This window comes from Streptomyces sp. DSM 40750 (genome assembly GCF_024612035.1).
Classification (GTDB): Bacteria; Actinomycetota; Actinomycetes; order Streptomycetales; family Streptomycetaceae; genus Streptomyces.
Window position 1 is genome coordinate 6,957,824 of the sequence record NZ_CP102513.1, and the last position, 24,570, is coordinate 6,982,393.

The 24,570-nt window shown below is 67.8% G+C and carries 23 protein-coding genes and 4 tRNA genes; 22 read left to right on the forward strand and 5 right to left on the reverse strand.

Annotated features, from left to right (window positions below):
• Positions 1-61 precede the first annotated feature (61 nt).
• Positions 62-550: a YajQ family cyclic di-GMP-binding protein gene (locus JIX55_RS31040; protein WP_257566543.1), complete on the reverse strand. Its 489-nt coding sequence runs from the start codon at positions 548-550 to the stop codon at positions 62-64.
• Positions 551-716: 166 nt separating this feature from the next.
• Between JIX55_RS31040 and JIX55_RS31045 the strand changes: the two genes are divergently transcribed.
• Positions 717-798: transfer RNA gene (locus JIX55_RS31045), tRNA-Tyr, on the forward strand.
• A 121-nt stretch (positions 799-919) separates the two neighbouring features.
• Positions 920-1,126 (forward strand): hypothetical protein, encoded by a 207-nt coding sequence (locus JIX55_RS31050; protein ID WP_257566544.1) that lies wholly within the window; start codon positions 920-922, stop codon positions 1,124-1,126.
• A 16-nt stretch (positions 1,127-1,142) separates the two neighbouring features.
• On the opposite strand, the gene JIX55_RS31055 is transcribed toward JIX55_RS31050, so the two are convergent.
• Positions 1,143-1,799, reverse strand: coding sequence for an SDR family oxidoreductase (locus JIX55_RS31055; protein WP_257566545.1), 657 nt, complete (start codon positions 1,797-1,799; stop codon positions 1,143-1,145).
• Positions 1,800-1,920: 121 nt separating this feature from the next.
• On the opposite strand from JIX55_RS31055, the gene JIX55_RS31060 reads away from it, so the two are divergent.
• On the forward strand, positions 1,921-2,997 hold the full coding sequence (locus JIX55_RS31060; protein WP_257566546.1) for a hypothetical protein: 1,077 nt from the start codon (positions 1,921-1,923) through the stop codon (positions 2,995-2,997).
• Between the two features lie 188 nt (positions 2,998-3,185).
• Here JIX55_RS31060 and JIX55_RS31065 read toward each other — a convergent pair whose 3' ends face one another.
• A complete protein-coding gene (locus JIX55_RS31065) occupies positions 3,186-4,454 on the reverse strand; it encodes an amidohydrolase family protein (protein WP_257566547.1) in 1,269 nt (422 codons plus the stop codon).
• Between the two features lie 352 nt (positions 4,455-4,806).
• Here JIX55_RS31065 and JIX55_RS31070 point away from each other — a divergent pair.
• The 6 genes from JIX55_RS31070 (at position 4,807) to JIX55_RS31095 (ending at position 7,479) form a co-directional block, all read left to right on the forward strand.
• Positions 4,807-4,879, forward strand: a tRNA-Thr gene (locus JIX55_RS31070).
• A 47-nt stretch (positions 4,880-4,926) separates the two neighbouring features.
• Positions 4,927-4,999, forward strand: a tRNA-Met gene (locus tag JIX55_RS31075).
• A gap of 91 nt (positions 5,000-5,090) precedes the next feature.
• Entirely contained in the window at positions 5,091-5,255 is a 165-nt protein-coding gene (gene rpmG, locus JIX55_RS31080; RefSeq protein ID WP_006347275.1) for a 50S ribosomal protein L33, read from the forward strand.
• 98 nt (positions 5,256-5,353) lie between these two features.
• Positions 5,354-5,806, forward strand: coding sequence for a MaoC family dehydratase N-terminal domain-containing protein (locus JIX55_RS31085; protein ID WP_257566549.1), 453 nt, complete (start codon positions 5,354-5,356; stop codon positions 5,804-5,806).
• 7 nt (positions 5,807-5,813) lie between these two features.
• Complete coding sequence (locus tag JIX55_RS31090; RefSeq protein ID WP_257566550.1) at positions 5,814-6,242, forward strand: MaoC family dehydratase; 429 nt, start codon at positions 5,814-5,816, stop codon at positions 6,240-6,242.
• A 181-nt stretch (positions 6,243-6,423) separates the two neighbouring features.
• On the forward strand, positions 6,424-7,479 hold the full coding sequence (locus JIX55_RS31095; protein ID WP_257566551.1) for a UDP-N-acetylmuramate dehydrogenase: 1,056 nt from the start codon (positions 6,424-6,426) through the stop codon (positions 7,477-7,479).
• Positions 7,480-7,485: 6 nt separating this feature from the next.
• On the opposite strand, the gene JIX55_RS31100 is transcribed toward JIX55_RS31095, so the two are convergent.
• Positions 7,486-8,526: an adenosine deaminase gene (locus JIX55_RS31100; protein ID WP_257566552.1), complete on the reverse strand. Its 1,041-nt coding sequence runs from the start codon at positions 8,524-8,526 to the stop codon at positions 7,486-7,488.
• 134 nt (positions 8,527-8,660) lie between these two features.
• On the reverse strand, positions 8,661-9,887 hold the full coding sequence (locus JIX55_RS31105) for a pyridoxal phosphate-dependent aminotransferase (RefSeq protein ID WP_257566553.1): 1,227 nt from the start codon (positions 9,885-9,887) through the stop codon (positions 8,661-8,663).
• Between the two features lie 251 nt (positions 9,888-10,138).
• On the opposite strand from JIX55_RS31105, the gene JIX55_RS31110 reads away from it, so the two are divergent.
• The 13 genes from JIX55_RS31110 to JIX55_RS31170 all read left to right on the forward strand — a co-directional run bounded on the left by JIX55_RS31110 (position 10,139) and on the right by JIX55_RS31170 (position 24,455).
• Positions 10,139-10,211, forward strand: a tRNA-Trp gene (locus tag JIX55_RS31110).
• A 114-nt stretch (positions 10,212-10,325) separates the two neighbouring features.
• Complete coding sequence (gene secE / locus JIX55_RS31115) at positions 10,326-10,613, forward strand: preprotein translocase subunit SecE (RefSeq protein WP_037694038.1); 288 nt, start codon at positions 10,326-10,328, stop codon at positions 10,611-10,613.
• Between the two features lie 77 nt (positions 10,614-10,690).
• The gene (gene nusG, locus JIX55_RS31120; RefSeq protein ID WP_257566554.1) at positions 10,691-11,560 is read left to right on the forward strand and encodes a transcription termination/antitermination protein NusG; all 870 of its coding nucleotides are present in this window, start codon (positions 10,691-10,693) and stop codon (positions 11,558-11,560) included.
• A 168-nt stretch (positions 11,561-11,728) separates the two neighbouring features.
• Entirely contained in the window at positions 11,729-12,163 is a 435-nt protein-coding gene (gene rplK, locus JIX55_RS31125; protein WP_033528316.1) for a 50S ribosomal protein L11, read from the forward strand.
• Positions 12,164-12,266: 103 nt separating this feature from the next.
• Positions 12,267-12,992 (forward strand): 50S ribosomal protein L1, encoded by a 726-nt coding sequence (gene rplA / locus JIX55_RS31130; protein ID WP_257566555.1) that lies wholly within the window; start codon positions 12,267-12,269, stop codon positions 12,990-12,992.
• Between the two features lie 178 nt (positions 12,993-13,170).
• Positions 13,171-14,031: a hypothetical protein gene (locus JIX55_RS31135; protein ID WP_257566556.1), complete on the forward strand. Its 861-nt coding sequence runs from the start codon at positions 13,171-13,173 to the stop codon at positions 14,029-14,031.
• A gap of 106 nt (positions 14,032-14,137) precedes the next feature.
• On the forward strand, positions 14,138-14,518 hold the full coding sequence (locus JIX55_RS31140; protein WP_257566557.1) for a hypothetical protein: 381 nt from the start codon (positions 14,138-14,140) through the stop codon (positions 14,516-14,518).
• Positions 14,519-14,618: 100 nt separating this feature from the next.
• On the forward strand, positions 14,619-14,903 hold the full coding sequence (locus JIX55_RS31145; protein WP_257566558.1) for a hypothetical protein: 285 nt from the start codon (positions 14,619-14,621) through the stop codon (positions 14,901-14,903).
• Positions 14,876-15,007: a hypothetical protein gene (locus tag JIX55_RS31150; RefSeq protein ID WP_257566559.1), complete on the forward strand. Its 132-nt coding sequence runs from the start codon at positions 14,876-14,878 to the stop codon at positions 15,005-15,007. The genes JIX55_RS31145 and JIX55_RS31150 overlap by 28 nt, the downstream gene beginning before the upstream one ends.
• A gap of 293 nt (positions 15,008-15,300) precedes the next feature.
• Positions 15,301-15,831 carry a 50S ribosomal protein L10 gene (gene rplJ / locus JIX55_RS31155; protein ID WP_257541717.1) on the forward strand — a complete coding sequence of 177 codons (531 nt, stop codon included), beginning with the start codon at positions 15,301-15,303 and terminating at the stop codon, positions 15,829-15,831.
• A 112-nt stretch (positions 15,832-15,943) separates the two neighbouring features.
• Positions 15,944-16,327: a 50S ribosomal protein L7/L12 gene (rplL, locus tag JIX55_RS31160; protein WP_257566560.1), complete on the forward strand. Its 384-nt coding sequence runs from the start codon at positions 15,944-15,946 to the stop codon at positions 16,325-16,327.
• 648 nt (positions 16,328-16,975) lie between these two features.
• Positions 16,976-20,461, forward strand: a complete 3,486-nt coding sequence (gene rpoB, locus JIX55_RS31165; protein WP_257566561.1) for a DNA-directed RNA polymerase subunit beta — start codon at positions 16,976-16,978, stop codon at positions 20,459-20,461.
• 94 nt (positions 20,462-20,555) lie between these two features.
• Complete coding sequence (locus JIX55_RS31170) at positions 20,556-24,455, forward strand: DNA-directed RNA polymerase subunit beta' (protein WP_257566562.1); 3,900 nt, start codon at positions 20,556-20,558, stop codon at positions 24,453-24,455.
• The last annotated feature ends 115 nt before the right edge of the window (positions 24,456-24,570 follow it).

The window sequence follows — 24,570 nt, forward strand, 5'->3', positions numbered from 1 at the left end:
GGGTGGGTCCCAGGACGAAGCCGGGGCCCATCCTTCCGCGCTCGGCTCTAGCTACGGGTGATCACCGGTAGTTGACGAACTGCACCGCGAAGTCGAAGTCCTGGCCCTTGAGGAGGCTGATCACGGCTTGCAGGTCGTCGCGGCTCTTGGAGCTGACGCGGAGCTCGTCGCCCTGGACCTGGGCCTTGACGCCCTTCGGACCCTCGTCGCGAATGATCTTCGCCACCTTCTTGGCGTTCTCCTGGGAGATGCCCTCCTCGATCGACGCGAAGATCTTGTACTCCTTGCCGGACAGCTGGGGCTCACCCGCGTCCAGGGACTTGAGGGAGATCCCACGCTTGATCAGCTTGGACTGGAAGACGTCGAGGATGGCCTTCACCCGGTCCTCGGAGTTCGCCTCCATCAGGATCTTCTCGCCGGACCACGAGATCGAGGCGCCGACGCCCTTGAAGTCGTAGCGCTGCGAGATCTCCTTGGCGGCCTGGTTGAGGGCGTTGTCGACCTCCTGCCGCTCGACCTTCGAGACGATGTCGAAACTGGAGTCGGCCATGTCCTGTGGCTCCTTGCATCGGGGTATCGGGAGGCGACAAGCCTAGCCACCCCGCCCCTCCGAGCACTGATCAATCAGGTGGCGAAGCACCCCCGAGCATCAGGTATCGTTTACGTCGTCGCCACGGAGCACCGCCGAAAAGCGGTTCGAAGGGCGGCAGATCCCAGGCGGTGTGCCCGAGTGGCCAATGGGAGCGGACTGTAAATCCGTCGGCTTAGCCTACCCAGGTTCGAATCCTGGCGCCGCCACGTGGAGGGAAGCCCCTTCCGGACTGTGAGAGCAGTTCGGGAGGGGCTTTTTCGTATGCGTATACGACTGGGCACGTGACGGATACGCGGAGCCGGTACGGCCGCGAGGCACACTGACCGCATGTCATCGCGTCGTAGAAACTGCCCCGAGTGCCGTCGAGAGATCGCCGTCGTGGCGGGGCGGTTCGCGCGGCACGATCCGCCCGGGGCGAGCGGGGAACTGGTGTCGTGCCCCGGGTCGCGCAGGCCGGCCCAGATCGGGGCGGCCCAGCCCGCGCTCGACGGGTATGTCATTCCCGGGTTCCCCGGTCAGCTGCCGCTGTTCTGAAGCGGGGCCCCTCGGTTCAGTTGCCCGCCACCGACTTCACGGCCACCGAGACCGGCGTCGAGCCGCTGATGAGTTCCAGGGTCAGACCGGCGGTGGCCGGGGTGTCGAGGAGTTCGGCGAGTACGGCGGCCACGTCGTCACGGGGAATCGGGCCGCGGCCGGTGGACGCCTCCAGGCGGACGAGGCCGGTGCCGGCGTCGTTGGTGAGCATGCCCGGGCGCAGGATCGTCCAGTCCAGGGCGTCCAGACCGCGGACGTACGCGTCGGCCTCGCCCTTCGCGCGCTGGTAGACGTCGAAGACGTCGTCGCCCTCGTGCTTCGGGTCCGCGCCCATGGAGGAGACGACGATGTGACGTCGTACGCGCGTCCGGACCGCGGCGTCCGCGAACAGGACAGCGGCGCCGCGGTCGACCGTGTCCTTGCGGGCCGCCCCGCTGCCCGGGCCGGCGCCCGCCGCGAACACGGCGGCGTCCGCGCCCTGCAGATGCGCGGCGACCTCCTCCGTCGACGCCGACTCCAGATCGCACAGCACCGGCTCGGCACCGGCCGCCCGCAGATCGTCGGCGTGTTCGGCACGGCGGATGATCCCCGCGACCTCGTACCCGCGCGCGGCGAGCAGCCGCTCCAGCCGCAGCGCGATCTGACCATGACCCCCAGCGATGACAATGCGCATGTTTCCGACCGTACGCCCGAACGGTCGCGTTCGCCGCGCAACCATCCGGCCGTCACAGGTGTCTCACAGATGTTCGCCGTGTTGGGCGAGCGCCGGAATCACAGGGGGATACATCACCGCCATGCGTAAAGCCGCCGTACGTACGTCCATAGCGCGCGCATCCGCCGCCGGGGCGCCCGTCGTCCGCCGTACCTTCACCGGGGTCGGCTGCGCCGCGGCCGTGCTCGCCACGGTGGCCGCGTGCGGCACCGTCCAGAACCTCACCGCGGGCCAGAAGGTCGACAGCGCCGTCGAGCGGCTCGGCGAGCAGAAGTCGCTGGCCTTCGGGCTCCGGCTCGACGCCGACCCGGACGACCTCACCGCCCTGATGGGCGAGGACAGCGAGGAAGTGCCGCCGGAGATGGCGGAGTTCTTCACCGGGCTGAGCGTCGATGTGTCGGTCAAGTCGAAGAAGCCGCTGGCCGAGTCCGGTGAGAAGGACGTCGTCGGCGTCGGCATGAAGATCTCGGGCGACGAGGGCGTGTTCGTCGAGTACCGCCTCGTCGGCGACTACACGTACTACCGCGTCGACATGGAGGCCATGGGCGAGGCGATGGGCATGCCGTTCCCGTCGGCCGACGAACTCGACGAACTCCCCGAGAGCGAGCAGCATCTGCGGCCGCTCTTCGAGGGCGACTGGGTCAAGGTCAACACCGACGACCTGGAGGAAGCCGCCGAGGACGCCGGAGCCGGCTCCGGCTCGGGCGGTTCCGGCGAGATCGACGCCAAGACCCAGAAGAAGATCCTCGACGCCGTCCGCGGTGTCGTCGCCCGCGAGGTCGGCTTCAAGACCAAGGAGGGCAAGGACGGCACCGAGGTCATCACCGCCAAGGCCAACTTCCGTGACCTGCTCACCGGCATCGTCGACAAGCTCCAGCCCATCGAGGGCAACCTGCCGCCGGGCGCCGAACTCCCCACGAGCAAGGACCTGAAGGACGCCCCGAACAAGAACGTCGCGGTCGACTTCACCCTCAAGAACGGCGACCTGACCCGGATCGAGACCGATCTCGCCGTCCTCGCCGACGACCCGAAGGGCGCCAAGGCCCCCCTCGTCCTCACCTTCGGCAAGGCCGGCGACATCAGCGCGCCCAAGGGCGCCTCCGAGATGCCGGTCGACGAATTCGGCGGTCCGTTCGGCAGCGGAATGCTGAGCATCTGACCGGCCGCCCAGGCCTGTTCGGACCTGCGGCACCGGGCACGCGCGCGTAAAGAACGAAGACTCCTACGCGCGCGTGCCCGCACCCATGTCCGCGGTTCGTACGCCGCCCACGCACGGCCTACGCCCTTCGCGCCGCCCACCTCCGCCCGCGCACGCCAACGCGCGCCCGCACCCAGCGCGTACGCCCCTCACGACGGCTCCCCCCGCCCCTGCCTAGGCAGATCCGGCGCCCCGCTCGCCACCGAGCCGCAGTACTCCCGTACCGCGCTGGTGCGCGCCACCACGCGCCCCCGGTGCACCACGATGCGGCTGTACGCGAGGGACAGCACTCCCGGAAGCCGGTCGCCGCGTACGGCGAGCAGCTCGGCGGGGAAGCCGGCCTCCACGCGCACTTCGGGCAGGCCGAGCGCGGCGCGTGCCGCTCCGCTGACGGCGTCGTACGCCTCCTCGGGCCGCATGCCGTACCGGGAGGCCAGCAGGTAGGCCGCCTCCAGCGGGTCCCCGCGGCCCACGGGATTCGACACGTCCCGCAGGGCTCCGCCACCCGCCGCGACCCCTACGCCGGCCGCCCGCAGGAGCCGTACGGGGGCGGTGCCCCGGCGGTCCACGGTGCCGCAGCCGCCCTGGGGGAGGCAGACGACCGTGACTCCGGCCGCGGCCAGCTGGTCGGCGGTGCGGGAGGCGGCCTGGGCGGGGAGGCGGGCGAGGCCGCCGCACGGGCCGAGGGTGACGCCGGGCCGCAGGCCGCCCGCCATGGCCGCGAGCCGGGCCAGCCGCGCCGGGTCGTCACCGTCGGTGTGCAGGTCCACCGGGCAGTCGTGCTCGGAGGCGATCTCCAGGACCGCCTCCACATACCCGGTGGGGTCGGGGTCCAGATCCGGGCAGCCGCCGATCACCGAGGCGCCCATCTTGACCGCGTCCCGCAGGATCGCGAGCCCGTCCGACCCGGCCACCCCGGTCAGCACCCGGGGCATTGCCACCGTCGTCACCTCGACGAGCCCGCGCAGCGCCCGCTCCGCCTGGAGCACCGCCGTCAACGCGCCCAGACCCTGTACGTCGCCCACATGGACGTGTGAGCGCATCGCCGTGGCCCCGTGCCCGAGCTGGAGCAGCGCGGCCTCGGTGGCCCGCCGCTGGACGTCCTGGCCGTCGTACGAGACCGGTCCCTCGAAGTCGGCCGACAGGGCCGTGTCGCCGTGGGCGTGTGGTTCGACGGGGGCCGGCAGGAGCAGATGGCCGCCGAGGTCCACCCGAGTGGCGGGCGCCCCGGACGCGGCGGAGCCCGCGCCCAGGCTTCCCGCTGTGCCGACCGCCTCGATATGCCCGCCGTCCAGTCGTACGTCCACCACCCGGCCGTCGGTCAGTCGCGCACCGCACAGCAGCAGGGCGCCCGCCTCGTCCCGACCCGAGGGTGGGCCGGACGAGGAGTGGAACGGCTGCGGCTGGCTGTCGGGCATCGCGCTCCCGGGGCTCGACGACGGCTGCACGGTGACGCACACGGTAGGGACACGGTAGGGACACGGCGGGGGATACAAGATCACGCAGAGTGAGTCGAGCCTAGGCGGGCCGCCCGTCCTCGTCGCGGAGGAGCGCAATAGTCGTACCGGCGTGGTTCACCTGCCCGGGAGACCGCCGAGAAGGCCGGGACGGTGGTGCTGATGAGGCCCGAGATGCCTTCGGGAAGGGGACGGGCAACGGCCCCGGTCGATCCCCGGGCGGCCCCCGGAAGATCCCTGGACGGCCCATGGATGGGGGCGGGGAAACGGATTTGGGCGATCGGCGGTGGGGCGTGTAATGTCTTCATCGCTCGCCCCAATAGCTCAGTCGGCAGAGCGTCTCCATGGTAAGGAGAAGGTCTACGGTTCGATTCCGTATTGGGGCTCTGGTGTGAAAAGGTTCCCGTCGCAAGGCGGGGCCCGATCGCATCGCAGCGGTGTAGCTCAGTCGGTAGAGCAAGCGGCTCATAATCGCTGTGTCACCGGTTCAAGTCCGGTCACCGCTACTGACAGTAGCCGATTGTGGGGTCGGTCCTTCGATCGGCTACTCTTCTGTGCGTTGAACCCTGTCCCATCCGTTCGTCAAGGAGCACTCACGTGGCTGCCACCGACGTCCGCCCGAAGATCACGCTGGCCTGCGTGGAGTGCAAGGAGCGGAACTACATCACCAAGAAGAACCGGCGTAACAACCCGGACCGACTGGAGATGAAGAAGCACTGCCCGCGTTGCAAGGCGCACACCGCGCACCGCGAAACGCGATAAATCAGGCTCGTACGCGAGGCCGTCCCCGAGTGATCGGGGGCGGCCTCGCGTCGTTACACCGACCAGTACCGGTCAGTAGAGCAGGAGGTACCGAGCCCATGGCGCTCGACCAGTCCTTCGTGGGGCGTTCCTACCCGCCCACCGACCCCTACGAGGTCGGCCGGGAGAAGATCCGCGAGTTCGCGGAGGCCGTGGGGGACGGCAACCCGGCGTACACGGACCCGGACGCCGCCAAGGCGCTCGGCCACCCCGAGGTGATCGCCCCGCCGACCTTCGTGTTCTCGATCACCTTCAAGGCCGCGGGGCTCGTCGTCGCCGACCCGCAACTGGGCCTCGACTACAGCCGAGTGGTGCACGGCGACCAGAAGTTCGCCTATACGCGCCCGGTGCGTGCCGGCGACCGCCTCACGGTCACCTCGACCATCGAGGCGATCAAGTCCCTGGCGGGCAACGACATCCTGGACATCCGCGGCGAGGTCCACGACGAGGCGGGCGAGCACGTCGTGACCGCCTGGACCAAGCTCGTGGCCCGCGCGGCCAAGGAGGCGTGAGGATCCGATGACCGCGAAGATCTCCTACGACGACGTCGAGGTCGGCACCGAACTGCCCGCCCAGACGTTCGGCGTGACCCGAGCCACCCTCGTCCAGTACGCGGGTGCCTCCGGCGACTTCAACCCGATCCACTGGAACGAGAAGTTCGCCAAGGAAGTCGGCCTCCCGGACGTCATCGCGCACGGCATGTTCACCATGGCCGAGGCGATCCGCGTCGTCACCGACTGGACCGGTGACCCGGGCTCCGTCGTCGAGTACGGCGTCCGCTTCACCAAGCCCGTGGTCGTCCCCAACGACGACCAGGGCGCCACCATCGAGGTCAGCGCCAAGGTCGGCGCCAAGCTCGACGACAACACCGTCCGCGTGGACCTGACGGCCATGAGCGCCGGCCAGAAGGTGCTGGGCATGTCCCGGGCGGTCGTACGACTGGCCTGACGGCCCGAGCGACGAGTGCGGTGCAGTGCGGTAAGGGGCGTTCTCCTTGGAGGCCTGTGGCGCCCACGCGGCGGAGCCGCGTATCGGCACTGCCCCGCGCTCCTCAGGGGCGCGGGGTCACGCGTACCCGTTGTCCACAGGCCGAACGAGCGCCCCTCTTGCGTCTCGTACTCTTGAGCCCGTGCAGGAACTCCACGACGCCCCCCTCGCCCCGCTGACCACCTTCCGGCTGGGCGGGCCCGCGCACCGGCTGATCACCGCGACCACGGATGACGAGGTGATCGCCGCCGTCCGTGAGGCCGACGACGTCGGTACGCCGCTGCTGCTCATCGGGGGCGGGTCCAACCTCGTCATCGGTGACAAGGGCTTCGCCGGGACCGCGCTGGTCATCGCGACGAAGGGCTTCGCGCTCGACGGGACGCGGCTGGAGCTGGCCGCCGGTGAGGTGTGGACCGACGCGGTCGCCCGGACCGTCGAGGCCGGGCTCGCGGGTATCGAGTGCCTGGCCGGGATCCCGGGCTCCGCGGGCGCGACACCGATCCAGAACGTCGGGGCGTACGGGCAGGAGGTGGCCGCCACGATCACCGAGGTCGTCGCCTACGACCGGCTCACCCGGGAGACGCTCACCGTGCCGAACGCCGAATGCGCCTTCTCGTACCGGCACAGTCGCTTCAAGGACGAGCCCGAGCGGTACGTCGTGCTGCGGGTCCGGTTCGAACTGGAGGACGCGGACGGGCTGTCGGGGCCGATCAAGTACGCCGAGACGGCCCGTGCGCTGGGCGTCGAGCCCGGTGACCGGGTGCCGCTGGCCGAGGCCCGCGAGACCGTGCTGAAGCTGCGGGCCGGGAAGGGCATGGTCCTCGACCCCGAGGACCACGACACCTGGTCCGCCGGGTCGTTCTTCACCAACCCGATCCTCACGGACGAGGAGTTCGCCGCGTTCCACGCCCGCGTGCGCGAGCGCCTCGGGGACGACGTCACCCCGCCCGCGTACGCCGCGGGCGACGGCCACACCAAGACCTCCGCGGCCTGGCTGATCGACAAGGCGGGCTTCACCAAGGGATACGGCACCGGCCCCGCCCGGATCTCCACCAAGCACACCCTGGCCCTCACCAACCGGGGCGCGGCCACCACCGAGGACCTGCTCACGCTGGCCCGCGAGGTCGTGACCGGAGTCCGGGACGCCTTCGGGATCACCCTGGTCAACGAGCCGGTGACGGTCGGCGTCAGCCTCTAGAGCGCCCTAGCCGGCCGGCCGGGCGAGCCAGTCGTCCACCCCGGACAGCAGCTTCGCCCGCTCCTGCTCCGGCGCCGCCGACGCCCGGATCGACTGCCGGGCCAGCTCCGCCAGCTCCTCGTCCGTGAAGGCGTGGTCGTGACGGGCGATCTCGTACTGGGCCGCCAGGCGGGAGCCGAACAGCAGCGGGTCGTCGGCGCCCAGCGCCATGGGGACACCGGCGGCGAAGAGGGTGCGCAGCGGGACGTCCTGAGGTTTCTCGTAGACACCGAGCGCCACATTCGAGGCCGGGCAGACCTCGCACGTCACCCCCCGGTCCGCGAGCCGCTTCAGCAGGCGCGGGTCCTCCGCCGCGCGCACCCCGTGCCCGATCCGTGAGGCGTGCAGGTCATCCAGGCAGTCGCGCACGGACGACGGGCCGGTCAGCTCACCGCCGTGCGGCGCCGACAGCAGGCCCCCCTCACGCGCGATCGCGAAGGCCCGGTCGAAGTCCCTCGCCATGCCCCGGCGTTCGTCGTTGGACAACCCGAAGCCGACCACGCCCCGGTCCGCGTACCGCACCGCCAGCCGGGCCAGCGTGCGCGCGTCCAGCGGGTGCTTCATCCGGTTCGCGGCCACCAGCACCCGCATCCCGAGCCCGGTCTCCCGCACGGTCGTGTCGACCGCGTCCAGGATGATCTCCAGCGCCGGGATAAGTCCGCCCAGCAGGGGGGCGTACGACGTCGGGTCCACCTGGATCTCCAGCCAGCCCGAGCCGTCCTTCACATCCTCCTCCGCGGCCTCCCGCACCAGCCGCTGGATGTCCTCGGGCTCCCGCAGGCACGAGCGCGCCGCGTCGTACAGCCGCTGGAACCGGAACCACCCTCGCTCGTCCGTCGCCCGCAGCTTCGGCGGTTCCCCGCTGGTCAGCGCCTCCGTCAGCGCTTCGGGCAGCCGCACCCCGTACTTGTCGGCCAGCTCCAGCACGGTCGTGGGCCGCATCGACCCGGTGAAGTGCAGATGCAGATGGGCCTTGGGCAGTTCAGCGAGATCACGTACACGCTCCATTGAAGGATCCTGCCGTACGTCTCCGCCGTACCGAAAGCGGAATCCCCGAACGTGGTCTTGCTCGCACGCGTGAATGAGGCGAGGCACCTCCGAAAATTCGGAGGTGCCTCGCCCTGGTGCGGCCGCTCAGGACCTCAGTCCGTCGCCTCCGCCAGCAGCTTCTGGACGCGGGAGACGCCCTCGACGAGATCCTCGTCACCCAGGGCGTACGACAGACGCAGATAGCCGGGGGTGCCGAACGCCTCGCCGGGTACGACCGCGACCTCGACCTCCTCCAGGATCAGCGCGGCCAGCTCGACCGTGTTCTGCGGGCGCTTGCCGCGGATCTCCTTGCCGAGCAGGTCCTTCACCGACGGGTAGGCGTAGAACGCGCCCTCGGGCTCCGGGCAGAGGACGCCGTCGATCTCGTTGAGCATCCGCACGATCGTCTTGCGGCGGCGGTCGAAGGCCTCGCGCATCTCGGCGACGGCCGTCAGATCGCCGGAGACGGCGGCGAGGGCGGCCACCTGAGCGACGTTGGAGACGTTCGACGTGGCGTGCGACTGGAGGTTCGTCGCGGCCTTGACGACGTCCTTCGGGCCGATGACCCAGCCCACGCGCCAGCCCGTCATCGCGTACGTCTTGGCGACACCGTTGACCACGATGGTCTTGTCGGCCAGCTCGGGCACGACCACCGGCAGCGAGTGGAACTCCGCGTCGCCGTAGACCAGGTGCTCGTAGATCTCGTCGGTCAGGACCCACAGGCCCTTCTCGGCGGCCCAGCGGCCGATCTCCTCGATCTGCGCGCGCGTGTAGACCGCGCCGGTCGGGTTCGAGGGGGAGACGAAGAGCAGCACCTTGGTGTTCTCCGTGCGGGCCGCCTCCAGCTGGTCGACGGAGACCCGGTAACCGGTGGTCTCGTCGGCGACGACCTCGACCGGGACACCGCCGGCCAGGCGGATCGACTCCGGGTACGTCGTCCAGTACGGCGCCGGGACGATGACCTCGTCACCCGGGTCGAGGATCGCGGCGAACGCCTCGTAGATGGCCTGCTTGCCGCCGTTGGTGACCAGGACCTGCGACGGGTCGACCTCGTAGCCGGAGTCGCGCAGGGTCTTCGCGGCGATCGCGGCCTTCAGCTCGGGCAGGCCGCCGGCCGGCGTGTAGCGGTGGTACTTCGGGTTCTTGCAGGCCTCGACGGCGGCCTCGACGATGTAGTCCGGGGTCGGGAAGTCGGGCTCACCGGCGCCGAAGCCGATCACCGGCCGCCCGGCGGCCTTCAGGGCCTTGGCCTTGGCATCCACGGCGAGGGTGGCGGACTCGGAGATCGCGCCGATGCGCGCGGAGACCCGGCGCTCGGTGGGAGGGGTTGCAGCGCTCATGGACCCCATCGTTTCAGACAGGAAACGTGCCGGGCACGCGGGTTTCACAGACTGAACAGCGACGGAACAACCGTCCGTATCCGGGTCCGGGAACGGTCGATCTTCGACGAGCAACGCCCCTACGGACGCTTTCTGTTCGACGACAGGCCTCGGACCACGTATGCTCTCTCCTCGTTGGCCTTCACCGGCCGCGCCCACCAGGTGCACACCGAGCACTCGGTCGGATGCGGTACGTTGGGGGAGAACCTCAAAGGGTCGTAGCTCAATTGGTAGAGCACTGGTCTCCAAAACCAGCGGTTGGGGGTTCAAGTCCCTCCGGCCCTGCTACACACTCCTCACGCCAGGATGTGTGCGCATGTACGTACAGCAATGTTCCGCCGTGCGGCTCAGACCGGGCGCGGCACGGCCACGACCCGGACCGGAATCAGGTGAGGATGAATGACGGACGCCGTGGGCTCCATCGACACGCCTGATGCCCAGGACGAGGTGCCCGAGGACAAGAAGAAGACCCGCAAGGGCGGCAAGCGCGCCAAGAAGGGCCCGCTGAAGCGCCTCGCGATCTTCTACCGCCAAATCGTCGCGGAGCTGCGTAAGGTCGTCTGGCCGACCCGCTCCCAGCTGACGACATACACCACGGTGGTCATCGTCTTCGTTGTCATCATGATCGGTCTTGTTACTGTGATTGACTTCGGACTCGACAAGGCCGCCAAGTACGTCTTCGGCTGAGCCGATAGCGAAGGGCGCCGTAACCTGGCGCCCCTTTCGCGTGTTCCACCCCCATGTATCCAGGAAGAAGCAGCCACGTGTCTGACCCGAACCTGAACGACGCCATCGAGCCGGACGAGTCCGTGGATGATGAGCTCGACATCGTCGAGGGAGCGGACGAGGTCGACGAGTTCGAGGCTGCCGAGGCCGAGGCGGGGGAGTCGGCCGAGGAAGCGGCCGTGCACGTCGATGACGAAGACGTCGAGAACCAAGACGTCGAGGACGAAGACGTCAAAGACGACGAGGACGAGGACGCAGCCGAAGAGGCCGTCGAGGAGGAGACCGAGCCGGTCGACCCCGTCGAGGCCCTGCGTGAGGAACTGCGGGCCCTGCCCGGCGAGTGGTACGTCATCCACACGTACGCCGGTTACGAGAACCGCGTGAAGACCAACCTCGAACAGCGTGCTGTCTCGCTGAACGTCGAGGACTTCATCTTCCAGGCCGAGGTGCCGCAGGAAGAGGTCGCGCAGATCAAGAACGGCGAGCGCAAGACCATCCGCCAGAACAAGCTCCCCGGCTACGTGCTGGTGCGCATGGACCTGACGAACGAGTCCTGGGGCGTCGTCCGCAACACCCCCGGCGTCACCGGCTTCGTGGGCAACGCCTATGACCCGTACCCGCTGACCCTGGACGAGATCGTCAAGATGCTCGCGCCGGAGGCCGAGGAGAAGGCGGCGCGCGAGGCGGCCGAGGCCGAGGGCAAGCCGGCTCCGCAGCGCAAGGTCGAGGTCCAGGTGCTGGACTTCGAGGTGGGCGACTCGGTCACCGTCACCGACGGCCCGTTCGCCACGCTGCAGGCCACGATCAACGAGATCAACGCCGACTCGAAGAAGGTCAAGGGCCTCGTCGAGATCTTCGGCCGCGAGACGCCGGTCGAGCTGTCGTTCGACCAGATCCAGAAGAACTGAGCTTCTTCGGACCGTACGCTTCCGACCAGGTCAGGCAAGCTCTCACAGCTTGTCTGACCTGCTCGGTTTTTGGCCGCGCATCTATACCCGTTATCGTTGTGCGGTATGCCTTCATCCGGGACGCGACCTGGGTGGGGGCGCACTCGAATCGAAAGGACCCGGAGAGCTATGCCTCCCAAGAAGAAGAAGGTCACGGGGCTCATCAAGCTCCAGATCCAGGCCGGCGCGGCCAACCCGGCTCCGCCGGTCGGCCCCGCGCTGGGTCAGCACGGCGTCAACATCATGGAGTTCTGCAAGGCCTACAACGCCGCGACCGAGTCGCAGCGCGGTTGGGTCATCCCGGTGGAGATCACGGTCTACGAGGACCGTTCCTTCACCTTCGTCACCAAGACGCCCCCGGCCGCCAAGATGATCCTCAAGGCCGCGGGTATCGAGAAGGGCTCCGGCGAGCCGCACAAGACCAAGGTCGCCAAGATCACCGAGGCGCAGGTCCGCGAGATCGCCACCACCAAGATGCCCGACCTCAACGCCAACGACCTGGACGCCGCCGCGAAGATCATCGCTGGTACCGCGCGTTCCATGGGCGTCACGGTCGAGGGCTGACCACCGCATTTGTAGAACCATGCGGCCGACGTACGAGCGGTCGCACGTGGCAGGGCCTGCTCGGCCCGTACCACGACTCCTTTCAGAACACACAGGAGCAGTTGTGAGCAAGCGCAGCAAGGCTCTCCGCGCTGCGGACGCCAAGATCGACCGGGACAAGCAGTACGCCCCGCTCGAGGCCGTCCGTCTCGCCAAGGAGACCTCCACGTCCAAGTTCGACGGCACCGTCGAGGTCGCCTTCCGTCTGGGTGTCGACCCGCGCAAGGCCGACCAGATGGTCCGTGGCACCGTGAACCTCCCGCACGGCACCGGTAAGACCGCCCGGGTCCTGGTCTTCGCGACCGGTGACCGTGCCGAGGCCGCACTCGCCGCGGGCGCCGACATCGTCGGCTCCGACGAGCTGATCGACGAGGTGTCGAAGGGCCGTCTGGACTTCGACGCCGTCGTCGCCACCCCGGACCTCATGGGCAAGGTCGGCCGCCTCGGCCGCGTGCTCGGTCCCCGTGGTCTCATGCCGAACCCCAAGACCGGCACCGTGACCCCGGACGTCGTGAAGGCCGTCAACGACATCAAGGGCGGCAAGATCGAGTTCCGCGTCGACAAGCACTCGAACCTGCACTTCATCATCGGCAAGACGTCGTTCGACGACACCAAGCTGGTGGAGAACTACGCCGCGGCGCTGGAGGAGATCCTCCGTCTGAAGCCGTCGGCCGCGAAGGGTCGCTACATCAAGAAGGCCGCGATCAGCACCACGATCGGCCCCGGCATTCCGATCGACTCGAACCGCACCCGCAACCTCCTCGTCGAGGAGGACCCGGCCGCCGTCTGAGCCTGACGCTCACCGGCAGCCGCGTCGCGCACGCACAGCCCGAGGACGAGCCCCGCAACCTTTCGAGGTGCGGGGCTCGTCCCTTTTTGGCATACGGGCGCTTTGGCGGTGGGCATAGGCGCGCAAGTGTGCTGCTCTGGTGTGCGGAGCACGGCAATCTCCCTGGGGGTGGGGACGGATGACCAGCACGACCAGGTGCCGCCGTACGGTCCTGGCGTTGACGGCGGTGGCCGCGCTGACGGGGATGGCGGCCTGCGGTTCGTCGGACCCGGGCGGAGGCGATCCGTTCGCGGCGCTGAAGCTCGCGGAGAAGTCCACCGGCGACGCCGACTCGGCGAAGATCGAGTCCACCGGGAACATGGGCGACCTGATGTCCATCGAGGCGGACGGCGAGGTCGACTGGGCCGACGGCCTCAGGGGCACCATGACCCTCACCTACACCGGCGGCCAGGCGGCCGACCAGATGGGGCAGTTGGGCATCACCTCGACGGAGGCCCGCTATCTGCCCGATGCCTACTACGCGGACATGGGCGACCTGTTCGCCAGGCAGTACGGCGGCAAGCGGTGGATCAGATACGCGTACGAGGACATGGGCGAGATGATCGGCGGGGCCTCCGGCGCGTATGTGCAGGAGCACTTCCAGAGCGTCACGCCCAACCAGTCCGTGCGGCTTCTGCTGGCCTCCGGTGACGTGGAGAAGGTCGGCGAGGAGGACGTGCGCGGCGAGAGGACCACGCACTACGCGGGCATGGTGAAGGTCGCCGACGTCCAGGAGCAGAACGCGAACCTCGGCGAGGAGACGCGGGCCGAGCTGGAGGAACAGCTGAAGGCCTCCGGTATCACCACCGCGGACATCGACCTCTGGATCAACGATGACAACCTGCTGGTCAAGAAGGTCGAGAAGGGCGACACCGCGAACGGCGAGCTGAACTCCACGGTGTACTACAGCGACTACGGCATCGATGTCAGGACGGAGGAGCCGCCGGCCGGCGAGACCGTGGACTTCAAGGACCTCATGAGCCGTCTGCCGACGAGCTGAAACCGGGCGGCAGCCGGGATTCGGCGGCGCTGGTGTCTTGCTGTCCCAGGGGGTGGGGCGTGAGGTGCCAGGGGGCACATGCGGTTGGCCGTACACGGCTCCGTGCGTGGTCGTAGAGCTGTCGGCATCGCCGTCGTCGCCGCGCTGCTCGGCGGTGTCACCGCCTGGCGGCACGCAAGCGGAGGCCGGGGCGGAACCGGTGACGCCCGCCGAGGCCGTGTCCCGGGCCGCGGAGAGGACGACGGACGTCGAGTCGCTGCGCTGCCGGGTGACCGGAACCCTGGCGGAACACGGGAAGGTGCGGGCCGAGGCGGCCATGACCGTGCGGCCGTCCGCCATGAGTATGGAGCTGACCGGGCTGGGCGCGAGTGAGGACAAGCCCCTGGGCGTGCGGTTCGCCGACGGCGTGCTGTACGTCGAGGGCGACACCACCGCCATCGGCGCCCCGAAGGACAGGGACTGGCTCAGCGCCGAGCCGGCCGTGTGAGGCCCGTGGCGCGGCGGACAACAACACCTACTGGGTCCTGCCCGGCCAGCTGGAGGCGAGCCCACTTCTGCAGTCCACGTTCCTGACCGGCTCCAAGGACGTGCGTGAGGCCGGCACCGAGACGGTCGACGGCGTCAGGACCACGCACTACCGGGGGACGGTCACCACGAAGGGCCTGCGGGCCGCCCAAGCGGCCGCCGAGGACGAGGCGAACCGGGGACTGCGGACGAACAGCCTCGACCAGTTCGTCGTGCTGCGCGTCGAGGGCACACTCACCATGGAGCTGTGGGTCGACGGCGACGGCCGGGCCAAGAGGTACCGCGTCCAGGGCCAGACCTGCGCCCTGGAGCGGGGCACATGGTCGACGGCGGCCCGCTCGACCTGACCGTCACCTTCCTGGACGTCGACCGGCCGGTGACCGTCGAGACCCCGGCGGCCGAGGACACGGTGGACCTCGGGGAGTTGGCGGACGAGGCGGGAGAGGGCTGAGCGGCGGCCTCCGGGAGCGGATTTGCTTGACAGGGATTCGGTCCCGTACTCTTCCGGAGAAGCCAAAGACCGCTGGTCGTTGCCGTGTTCTCGTGAGAGGGCGCGGTAACCGAAGGATCCGCTGAACTGCGGACGACCCGCGCAGGTGACTGTGGAAGTTGCTCCTGGTCCGGTTCCGTGATCGTACGGGATTCGTCCGGTTGAGCCACGCCCCGAGCGCCTGCGCCGGGGCGTTTCGTTTTCCTCAGCCCCTTCTGAGCGGTCCTCATCACCCGGAAGGAGGCCGACGCTCTATGGCAAGGCCCGACAAGGCTGCCGCGGTGGCCGAGCTCGCGGAGCAGTTCCGCAGCTCGAACGCCGCCGTGCTGACCGAGTACCGGGGTCTCACCGTGGCGCAGCTCAAGACGCTGCGTCGTTCGCTCGGTGAGAACGCCCAGTACGCCGTGGTGAAGAACACGCTGACCAAGATTGCGGCCAACGAGGCCGGGATCTCGACGCTCGACGACCTGTTCAACGGTCCGACGGCGGTCGCCTTCGTCACCGGTGACCCGGTGGAGTCGGCGAAGGGTCTTCGTGACTTCGCCAAGGACAACCCGAACCTCGTCATCAAGGGCGGTGTCCTTGACGGCAAGGCGCTGTCCGCCGACGAGATCAAGAAGCTTGCGGACCTCGAGTCCCGCGAGGTTCTGCTCTCCAAGCTGGCGGGTGCCTTCAAGGGCAAGCAGTCCCAGACTGCTCAGCTCTTCCAGGCGCTTCCCTCGAAGCTCGTCCGCACCGTGGACGCTCTTCGCGCCAAGCAGGACGAGCAGGGCGGTGCCGAGTAACTCGGCTCGCGAAATGACCGCCGCCTGAGGCAGCGGTCGTAGCGGGCCGAACGTACGCCCGCCAGACATGTACATACCGGCACCAGCCGAATTAGTGGAAGGATCGCCCACCATGGCGAAGCTCAGCCAGGAAGACCTGCTCGCGCAGTTCGAGGAGATGACCCTCATCGAGCTCTCCGAGTTCGTGAAGGCCTTCGAGGAGAAGTTCGACGTCACCGCCGCCGCCGCGGTCGCCGTCGCCGCCCCGGGTGCCCCCGGCGCCCCGGCCGAGGCCGCTGAGGAGCAGGACGAGTTCGACGTCGTCCTCACCGGCGCCGGCGACAAGAAGATCCAGGTCATCAAGGTCGTGCGTGAGCTGACCTCCCTGGGTCTGAAGGAGGCCAAGGACCTCGTGGACGGCGCCCCGAAGCCCGTTCTCGAGAAGGTCGCCAAGGAGGCCGCCGAGAAGGCTGCCGAGTCCCTCAAGGCCGCCGGCGCCTCCGTCGAGGTCAAGTAAGGCCTCGCTGGTCCGCCAGCTCTCCTGGATCCGCGAGGGTCCCTGCGAGACAGTTCTGAGACGAGTGTCAAAAACTCGTTCGAGGCTGTAACGCGAACGTACTGAAGGGCGATCACCCAACTGGGTGGTCGCCCTTCGGCGTTCCGGGACGTCGAGCGACGGCTGCCTTGCACTGTCGGTGGCGACGAGTATGGTGATCTTCGTCGTGCCTCCGAACGCCCCAGGTGACGAGCCGCGAGTGACGATCGCGGCACCGGGATCGGGCATGAGGGGCCTTGACGAACCGCACGCAGCGCGCAATTCTCAGGACGCGTCGTCACACGGATCCGAACTCCGAGGCATGGATCGACGGCGAAGAGGGCAGTATCAACGTGCATTGAGGGCGTGGGCTTGCGCAGGTGTCGAGAACAACGAGGGTCTCGAGAAACCCGCACTGGACATCAGTGTGCCAATTGGCTACACTGACCCTTTGCGCTGCCTGTTAGCTGTCCCCTGCCCGTCACCAGGGGCATGCCCTCACTTGAGCATCGACGAACAGACCATTCCTGACCTGGCCTTCTTGGTCAGTTCAGGAAAAGCCTGCTCTCTTTGCGCAGGAGAGGGGCCGGTACGCGCGTAGTGAGTCCGAGCCCTCGGAAGGACCCCCTCTTGGCCGCCTCGCGCAACGCCTCGACCTCGAATACGAACCCCGCCGCCAGCACCGCCCCGCTGCGCATCTCTTTTGCAAAGATCAAGGAGCCTCTCGAGGTTCCCAACCTGCTCGCGCTGCAGACCGAGAGCTTCGACTGGCTGCTCGGCAACACCGCCTGGCAGAGTCGGGTCGAGGAGGCTCTGGAGAACGGACAGGACGTCCCCACCAAGTCCGGTCTGGAGGAGATCTTCGAGGAGATCTCTCCGATCGAGGACTTCTCCGGGTCGATGTCGCTGACCTTCCGTGACCACCGCTTCGAGCCGCCGAAGAACAGCATCGACGAGTGCAAGGACCGCGACTTCACGTACGCGGCTCCGCTCTTCGTCACGGCCGAGTTCACCAACAACGAGACCGGTGAGATCAAGTCCCAGACGGTCTTCATGGGCGACTTCCCGCTCATGACCCACAAGGGCACCTTCGTGATCAACGGCACCGAGCGTGTCGTGGTCTCGCAGCTGGTCCGCTCGCCCGGTGTCTACTTCGACTCCTCCATCGACAAGACGTCCGACAAGGACATCTTCTCCGCCAAGATCATCCCGTCCCGGGGTGCCTGGCTGGAGATGGAGATCGACAAGCGCGACATGGTCGGTGTGCGTATCGACCGCAAGCGCAAGCAGTCCGTGACCGTCCTCCTCAAGGCACTCGGCTGGAGCACCGAGCAGATCCTGGAGGAGTTCGGCGAGTACGAGTCCATGCGCGCCACCCTGGAGAAGGACCACACCCAGGGCCAGGACGACGCGCTGCTCGACATCTACCGCAAGCTGCGTCCGGGCGAGCCCCCCACGCGTGAGGCCGCGCAGACGCTGCTGGAGAACCTGTACTTCAACCCGAAGCGCTACGACCTCGCGAAGGTCGGCCGCTACAAGGTCAACAAGAAGCTGGGTGCGGAGGCTCCGCTCGACGCGGGCGTCCTGACCGTCGAGGACGTCATCTCGACGATCAAGTACCTGGTGAAGCTGCACGCCGGCGAGACCGAGACGGCCGCTGACAACGGCCAGACGATCGTCGTCGAGACCGACGACATCGACCACTTCGGCAACCGTCGTCTGCGCAGCGTCGGCGAGCTCATCCAGAACCAGGTCCGTACGGGTCTGGCGCGTATGGAGCGTGTCGTCCGCGAGCGCATGACGACCCAGGACGTCGAGGCGATCACGCCGCAGACCCTGATCAACATCCGGCCGGTCGTCGCCTCCATCAAGGAGTTCTTCGGCACCAGCCAGCTGTCGCAGTTCATGGACCAGAACAACCCGCTGTCGGGTCTGACGCACAAGCGTCGTCTCTCGGCGCTGGGTCCCGGTGGTCTGTCCCGTGAGCGGGCCGGCTTCGAGGTCCGTGACGTGCACCCGTCCCACTACGGCCGTATGTGCCCGATCGAGACGCCCGAAGGCCCGAACATCGGTCTGATCGGTTCGCTCGCCTCCTACGGCCGTGTCAACGCGTTCGGTTTCGTGGAGACGCCGTACCGCCGGGTCACCGACGGTGTCGTCACCGACGAGGTCGACTACCTGACGGCCGACGAAGAGGACCGATTCGTCATCGCGCAGGCCAACGCCACGCTCGACGACGACATGCGGTTCGCCGAGAACCGCGTCCTGGTCCGCCGTCGTGGCGGCGAGGTCGACTACGTCGCCGGTGACGACGTGGACTACATGGACGTCTCGCCGCGCCAGATGGTGTCGGTCGCGACCGCCATGATCCCGTTCCTCGAGCACGACGACGCCAACCGTGCCCTCATGGGCGCGAACATGATGCGTCAGGCCGTTCCGCTCATCAAGTCCGAGTCCCCGCTCGTCGGCACCGGCATGGAGTACCGCTCCGCCGTCGACGCCGGCGACGTGGTCAAGGCCGAGAAGGCGGGTGTGGTCCAGGAGGTCTCCGCGGACTACATCACCACCGCCAACGACGACGGCACGTACATCACGTACCGCCTGGCCAAGTTCGCCCGCTCCAACCAGGGCACCTCGGTCAACCAGAAGGTCATCGTCAACGAGGGCGACCGGATCATCGAGGGCCAGGTCCTGGCCGACGGTCCGGCCACCGAGAACGGCGAGATGGCGCTGGGCAAGAACCTGCTCGTGGCGTTCATGCCGTGGGAGGGTCACAACTACGAGGACGCGATCATCCTGTCGCAGCGCCTCGTGCAGGACGACGTCCTCTCCTCGATCCACATCGAGGAGCACGAGGTCGACGCCCGTGACACCAAGCTCGGCCCCGAGGAGATCACCCGGGACATCCCGAACGTCTCCGAGGAGGTCCTCGCCGACCTCGACGAGCGCGGCATCATCCGTATCGGTGCCGAGGTCGTCGCCGGTGACATCCTCGTCGGCAAGGTCACGCCGAAGGGTGAGACCGAGCTGACGCCGGAGGAGCGCCTGCTCCGCGCGATCTTCGGTGAGAAGGCCCGTGAGGTCCGTGACACCTCGCTGAAGGTGCCGCACGGCGAGATCGGCAAGGTCATCGGCGTCCGCGTCTTCGACCGCGAGGAGGGCGACGAGCTTCCCCCCGGTGTGAACCAGCTGGTGCGCGTGTACGTCGCGCAGAAGCGCAAGATCACCGACGGTGACAAGCTGGCCGGCCGTCACGGCAACAAGGGTGTTATCTCGAAGATCCTTCCCATCGAGGACATGCCGTTCCTCGAGGACGGAACTCCGGTCGACATCATCCTCAACCCGCTCGGTGTGCCGTCCCGAATGAACCCGGGACAGGTACTGGAGATCCACCTCGGCTGGCTCGCCAGCCGCGGCTGGGACGTCTCCGGTCTCGCCGACGAGTGGGCGCAGCGACTGCAGGTCATCGGCGCCGACGCCGTCGCCCCGGGCACCAACGTCGCGACCCCGGTCTTCGACGGTGCCCGTGAGGACGAGCTCGCCGGTCTGCTGGAGCACACGATCCCGAACCGCGACGGCGAGCGCATGGTGCTCCCGTCCGGCAAGGCCCCGCTGTTCGACGGCCGCTCGGGTGAGCCCTTCCCGGAGCCGATCTCGGTCGGCTACATGTACATCCTGAAGCTCCACCACCTGGTCGACGACAAGCTGCACGCCCGGTCGACCGGTCCGTACTCGATGATCACCCAGCAGCCGCTGGGTGGTAAGGCCCAGTTCGGTGGCCAGCGCTTCGGTGAGATGGAGGTGTGGGCGCTGGAGGCTTATGGCGCCGCGTACGCCCTCCAGGAGCTGCTGACCATCAAGTCCGACGACGTCACCGGCCGCGTGAAGGTCTACGAGGCCATCGTCAAGGGCGAGAACATTCCAGAGCCCGGCATCCCCGAGTCCTTCAAGGTGCTCATCAAGGAGATGCAGTCCCTGTGCCTCAACGTGGAGGTGCTGTCCTCGGACGGCATGTCCATCGAGATGCGCGACACCGATGAGGACGTCTTCCGCGCTGCGGAGGAGCTTGGCATCGACCTGTCCCGGCGTGAGCCGAGCAGCGTCGAAGAGGTCTGACGGGAGTTCGGAGGCCTTCGCCATGAAGGCCTCCGGCCCCAGGACCCCCGTATCAGACCCCATGACTTACAACCCTGAGAGGGATTGACGCATAGTGCTCGACGTCAACTTCTTCGACGAGCTCCGGATCGGTCTGGCCACCGCTGACGACATCCGTCAGTGGAGCCACGGCGAGGTCAAGAAGCCCGAGACGATCAACTACCGCACGCTCAAGCCCGAAAAGGACGGACTCTTCTGCGAGAAGATCTTCGGTCCGACCCGGGACTGGGAGTGCTACTGCGGCAAGTACAAGCGTGTCCGCTTCAAGGGCATCATCTGTGAGCGCTGTGGCGTCGAGGTCACTCGCGCCAAGGTGCGCCGTGAGCGGATGGGCCACATTGAGCTGGCCGCTCCCGTCACCCACATCTGGTACTTCAAGGGCGTTCCGTCGCGGCTGGGCTACCTGCTCGACCTCGCCCCGAAGGACCTGGAGAAGGTCATCTACTTCGCGGCGTACATGATCACGTACGTCGACGACGAGCGCCGCACCCGCGACCTGCCGTCGCTGGAGGCCCACGTCTCCGTCGAGCGTCAGCAGATCGAGAACCGTCGCGACGCCGACCTCGAGGCCCGCGCCAAGAAGCTCGAGACCGACCTGGCCGAGCTCGAGGCCGAGGGTGCCAAGGCCGATGTGCGCCGCAAGGTGCGCGAAGGTGCCGAGCGTGAGATGAAGCAGCTGCGCGACCGTACGCAGCGCGAGATCGACCGTCTCGACGAGGTGTGGACCCGGTTCAAGAACCTCAAGGTCCAGGACCTGGAGGGCGACGAGCTCCTCTACCGCGAGCTGCGTGACCGCTTCGGCACGTACTTCGACGGTTCGATGGGTGCCGCGGCGCTGCAGAAGCGCCTGGAGTCCTTCGACCTGGACGAGGAGGCCGAGCGCCTCCGCGAGATCATCCGTACCGGCAAGGGCCAGAAGAAGACCCGTGCGCTGAAGCGGCTGAAGGTCGTGTCTGCCTTCCTGCAGACCTCCAACAGCCCCAAGGGCATGGTCCTCGACTGCGTCCCGGTCATCCCGCCGGACCTTCGCCCGATGGTGCAGCTGGACGGTGGCCGCTTCGCGACCTCCGACCTGAACGACCTGTACCGCCGTGTGATCAACCGGAACAACCGTCTGAAGCGGCTTCTCGACCTCGGCGCGCCCGAGATCATCGTGAACAACGAGAAGCGCATGCTCCAGGAGGCCGTCGACGCGCTGTTCGACAACGGCCGTCGTGGCCGTCCGGTCACCGGTCCCGGTAACCGCCCGCTGAAGTCCCTCAGCGACATGCTGAAGGGCAAGCAGGGTCGATTCCGTCAGAACCTGCTCGGCAAGCGTGTGGACTACTCCGCGCGTTCCGTGATCGTCGTCGGTCCGCAGCTGAAGCTGCACCAGTGCGGTCTGCCGAAGGCGATGGCGCTGGAGCTCTTCAAGCCGTTCGTGATGAAGCGGCTCGTGGACCTCAACCACGCGCAGAACATCAAGAGCGCCAAGCGCATGGTGGAGCGCGGCCGTACGGTCGTGTACGACGTCCTCGAAGAGGTCATCGCCGAGCACCCGGTTCTGCTGAACCGTGCTCCCACCCTGCACCGCCTCGGCATCCAGGCCTTCGAGCCGCAGCTGGTCGAGGGCAAGGCCATCCAGATCCACCCGCTCGTCTGCACCGCGTTCAACGCGGACTTCGACGGTGACCAGATGGCCGTGCACCTGCCGCTCTCCGCGGAGGCGCAGGCCGAGGCCCGCATCCTGATGCTGTCCTCGAACAACATCCTCAAGCCCGCCGACGGCCGTCCGGTGACGATGCCGACCCAGGACATGGTCCTCGGTCTGTTCTTCCTCACCACCGACGGCGAGATGCGCGACGTCAAGGGCGAGGACCGCTCGTTCTCGTCGGTCGCCGAGGCGATCATGGCGTTCGACGCCGGCGAGCTCTCGCTGCAGTCGCGCGTGGACATCCGCTTCCCGGTGGGCACCATCCCGCCGCGCGGCTGGACCCCGCCGGCGCGTGAGGAGGGCGAGCCGGAGTGGCAGCAGGGTGACACCTTCACCCTGAAGACCACGCTGGGCCGCGCGCTCTTCAACGAGCTGCTGCCCGAGGACTACCCGTTCGTCGACTACGAGGTCGGCAAGAAGCAGCTCTCCGAGATCGTCAACGACCTCGCCGAGCGGTACCCCAAGGTCATCGTGGCGGCGACGCTCGACAACCTGAAGGCGTCCGGCTTCTTCTGGGCGACCCGTTCCGGTGTCACCGTGGCCATCTCCGACGTCGTCGTTCCCGAGGCGAAGAAGGAGATCGTCCGCGGGTACGAGGCGCAGGACGAGAAGGTCCAGAAGCAGTACGAGCGCGGTCTGATCACCAAGGACGAGCGCACGCAGGAGCTCATCGCGATCTGGACCAAGGCGACCAACGAGGTCGCCGAGGCGATGAACGAGAACTTCCCGAAGACCAACCCGATCTTCATGATGGTGAACTCGGGTGCACGAGGCAACATGATGCAGATGCGTCAGATCGCCGGTATGCGTGGTCTCGTGTCGAACGCGAAGAACGAGACGATCCCGCGTCCCATCAAGGCCTCGTTCCGTGAGGGTCTCTCCGTGCTGGAGTACTTCATCTCCACGCACGGTGCCCGTAAGGGTCTGGCGGACACCGCCCTGCGTACCGCCGACTCGGGTTACCTGACCCGTCGTCTGGTGGACGTCTCGCAGGACGTGATCATCCGCGAGGAGGACTGTGGCACCGAGCGCGGTCTGAAGCTGCGGATCGCCTCGAAGGACGAGACCGGTGTCCTGCGCAAGGCCGAGGACGTCGAGACCAGCGTCTACGCCCGCATGCTCGCCGAGGACGTCGTCATCGACGGCAAGGTGATCGCGCCGGCCAACGTGGACCTGGGCGACGTGCTCATCGACCAGCTCGTGCACCACGGTGTCGAGGAGGTCAAGACCCGCTCGATCCTGACCTGTGAGTCCAAGGTCGGCACGTGTGCCATGTGCTACGGCCGCTCCCTGGCCACCGGCAAGCTGGTCGACATCGGTGAGGCGGTCGGCATCATCGCCGCCCAGTCCATCGGTGAGCCCGGTACCCAGCTGACGATGCGTACCTTCCACACCGGTGGTGTGGCCGGTGACGACATCACCCAGGGTCTGCCGCGTGTCGTCGAGCTCTTCGAGGCCCGTACCCCGAAGGGTGTCGCCCCGATCTCCGAGGCCTCCGGCCGCGTGCGGATCGAGGAGACCGAGAAGACCAAGAAGATCGTCGTCACCCCGGACGACGGCAGCGACGAGATGGCCTACCCCATCTCGAAGCGTGCCCGTCTGATGGTCAGCGAGGGCGAGCACGTCGAGGTGGGCCAGAAGCTCACCGTGGGTGCCACCAACCCGCACGACGTGCTGCGCATCCTGGGCCAGCGTGCCGTCCAGGTCCACCTGGTCGGCGAGGTCCAGAAGGTCTACAACTCGCAGGGTGTGTCGATCCACGACAAGCACATCGAGATCATCATCCGGCAGATGCTCCGCCGGGTGACGATCATCGAGTCCGGCGACGCCGAGCTGCTGCCCGGCGAGCTGGTCGAGCGCTCGAAGTTCGAGACCGAGAACCGTCGTGTGGTCCAGGAGGGCGGTCACCCGGCCTCCGGTCGTCCGCAGCTGATGGGTATCACCAAGGCCTCGCTGGCGACGGAATCCTGGCTGTCGGCCGCCTCCTTCCAGGAGACGACCCGAGTCCTGACGGACGCGGCGATCAACGCCAAGTCCGACAGCCTCATCGGCCTCAAGGAGAACGTCATCATCGGTAAGCTCATCCCGGCCGGTACGGGTCTGTCCCGCTACCGCAACATCCGGGTCGAGCCGACCGAGGAGGCCAAGGCCGCGATGTACTCGGCCGTCGGCTACGACGACATCGACTACTCGCCGTTCGGCACGGGCTCCGGCCAGGCCGTCCCGCTGGAGGACTACGACTACGGTCCGTACAACCAGTAGGCGAGCAGTTGTAGTTGCTTGAGTCGAAGGGCGGTCGCTCCGTTTCGTACGGGGTGGCCGCCCTTCGGCGTTGTCCGGGTGTTCGGTGTGGCAAAACCGGGACAGAAGTGGGGCG

Excerpts from the sequence above, each read along its gene's own strand:
- JIX55_RS31090 (WP_257566550.1), top strand. The coding sequence starts at position 5,814 with ATGACCGCGAAGATCTCCTACGACGACGTCGAGGTCGGCACCGAACTG.
- JIX55_RS31135 (WP_257566556.1), top strand. The coding sequence starts at position 13,171 with ATGACCAGCACGACCAGGTGCCGCCGTACGGTCCTGGCGTTGACGGCG.
- JIX55_RS31085 (WP_257566549.1), top strand. The coding sequence starts at position 5,354 with ATGGCGCTCGACCAGTCCTTCGTGGGGCGTTCCTACCCGCCCACCGAC.
- JIX55_RS31100 (WP_257566552.1), bottom strand. The coding sequence starts at position 8,526 with ATGGAGCGTGTACGTGATCTCGCTGAACTGCCCAAGGCCCATCTGCAT.
- JIX55_RS31105 (WP_257566553.1), bottom strand. The coding sequence starts at position 9,887 with ATGAGCGCTGCAACCCCTCCCACCGAGCGCCGGGTCTCCGCGCGCATC.
- JIX55_RS31040 (WP_257566543.1), bottom strand. The coding sequence starts at position 550 with ATGGCCGACTCCAGTTTCGACATCGTCTCGAAGGTCGAGCGGCAGGAG.
- rplK (WP_033528316.1), top strand. The coding sequence starts at position 11,729 with ATGCCTCCCAAGAAGAAGAAGGTCACGGGGCTCATCAAGCTCCAGATC.
- JIX55_RS31060 (WP_257566546.1), top strand. The coding sequence starts at position 1,921 with ATGCGTAAAGCCGCCGTACGTACGTCCATAGCGCGCGCATCCGCCGCC.
- JIX55_RS31050 (WP_257566544.1), top strand. The coding sequence starts at position 920 with ATGTCATCGCGTCGTAGAAACTGCCCCGAGTGCCGTCGAGAGATCGCC.
- JIX55_RS31055 (WP_257566545.1), bottom strand. The coding sequence starts at position 1,799 with ATGCGCATTGTCATCGCTGGGGGTCATGGTCAGATCGCGCTGCGGCTG.
- JIX55_RS31150 (WP_257566559.1), top strand. The coding sequence starts at position 14,876 with ATGGTCGACGGCGGCCCGCTCGACCTGACCGTCACCTTCCTGGACGTC.
- secE (WP_037694038.1), top strand. The coding sequence starts at position 10,326 with ATGACGGACGCCGTGGGCTCCATCGACACGCCTGATGCCCAGGACGAG.
- rplL (WP_257566560.1), top strand. The coding sequence starts at position 15,944 with ATGGCGAAGCTCAGCCAGGAAGACCTGCTCGCGCAGTTCGAGGAGATG.
- JIX55_RS31065 (WP_257566547.1), bottom strand. The coding sequence starts at position 4,454 with ATGCCCGACAGCCAGCCGCAGCCGTTCCACTCCTCGTCCGGCCCACCC.
- rplJ (WP_257541717.1), top strand. The coding sequence starts at position 15,301 with ATGGCAAGGCCCGACAAGGCTGCCGCGGTGGCCGAGCTCGCGGAGCAG.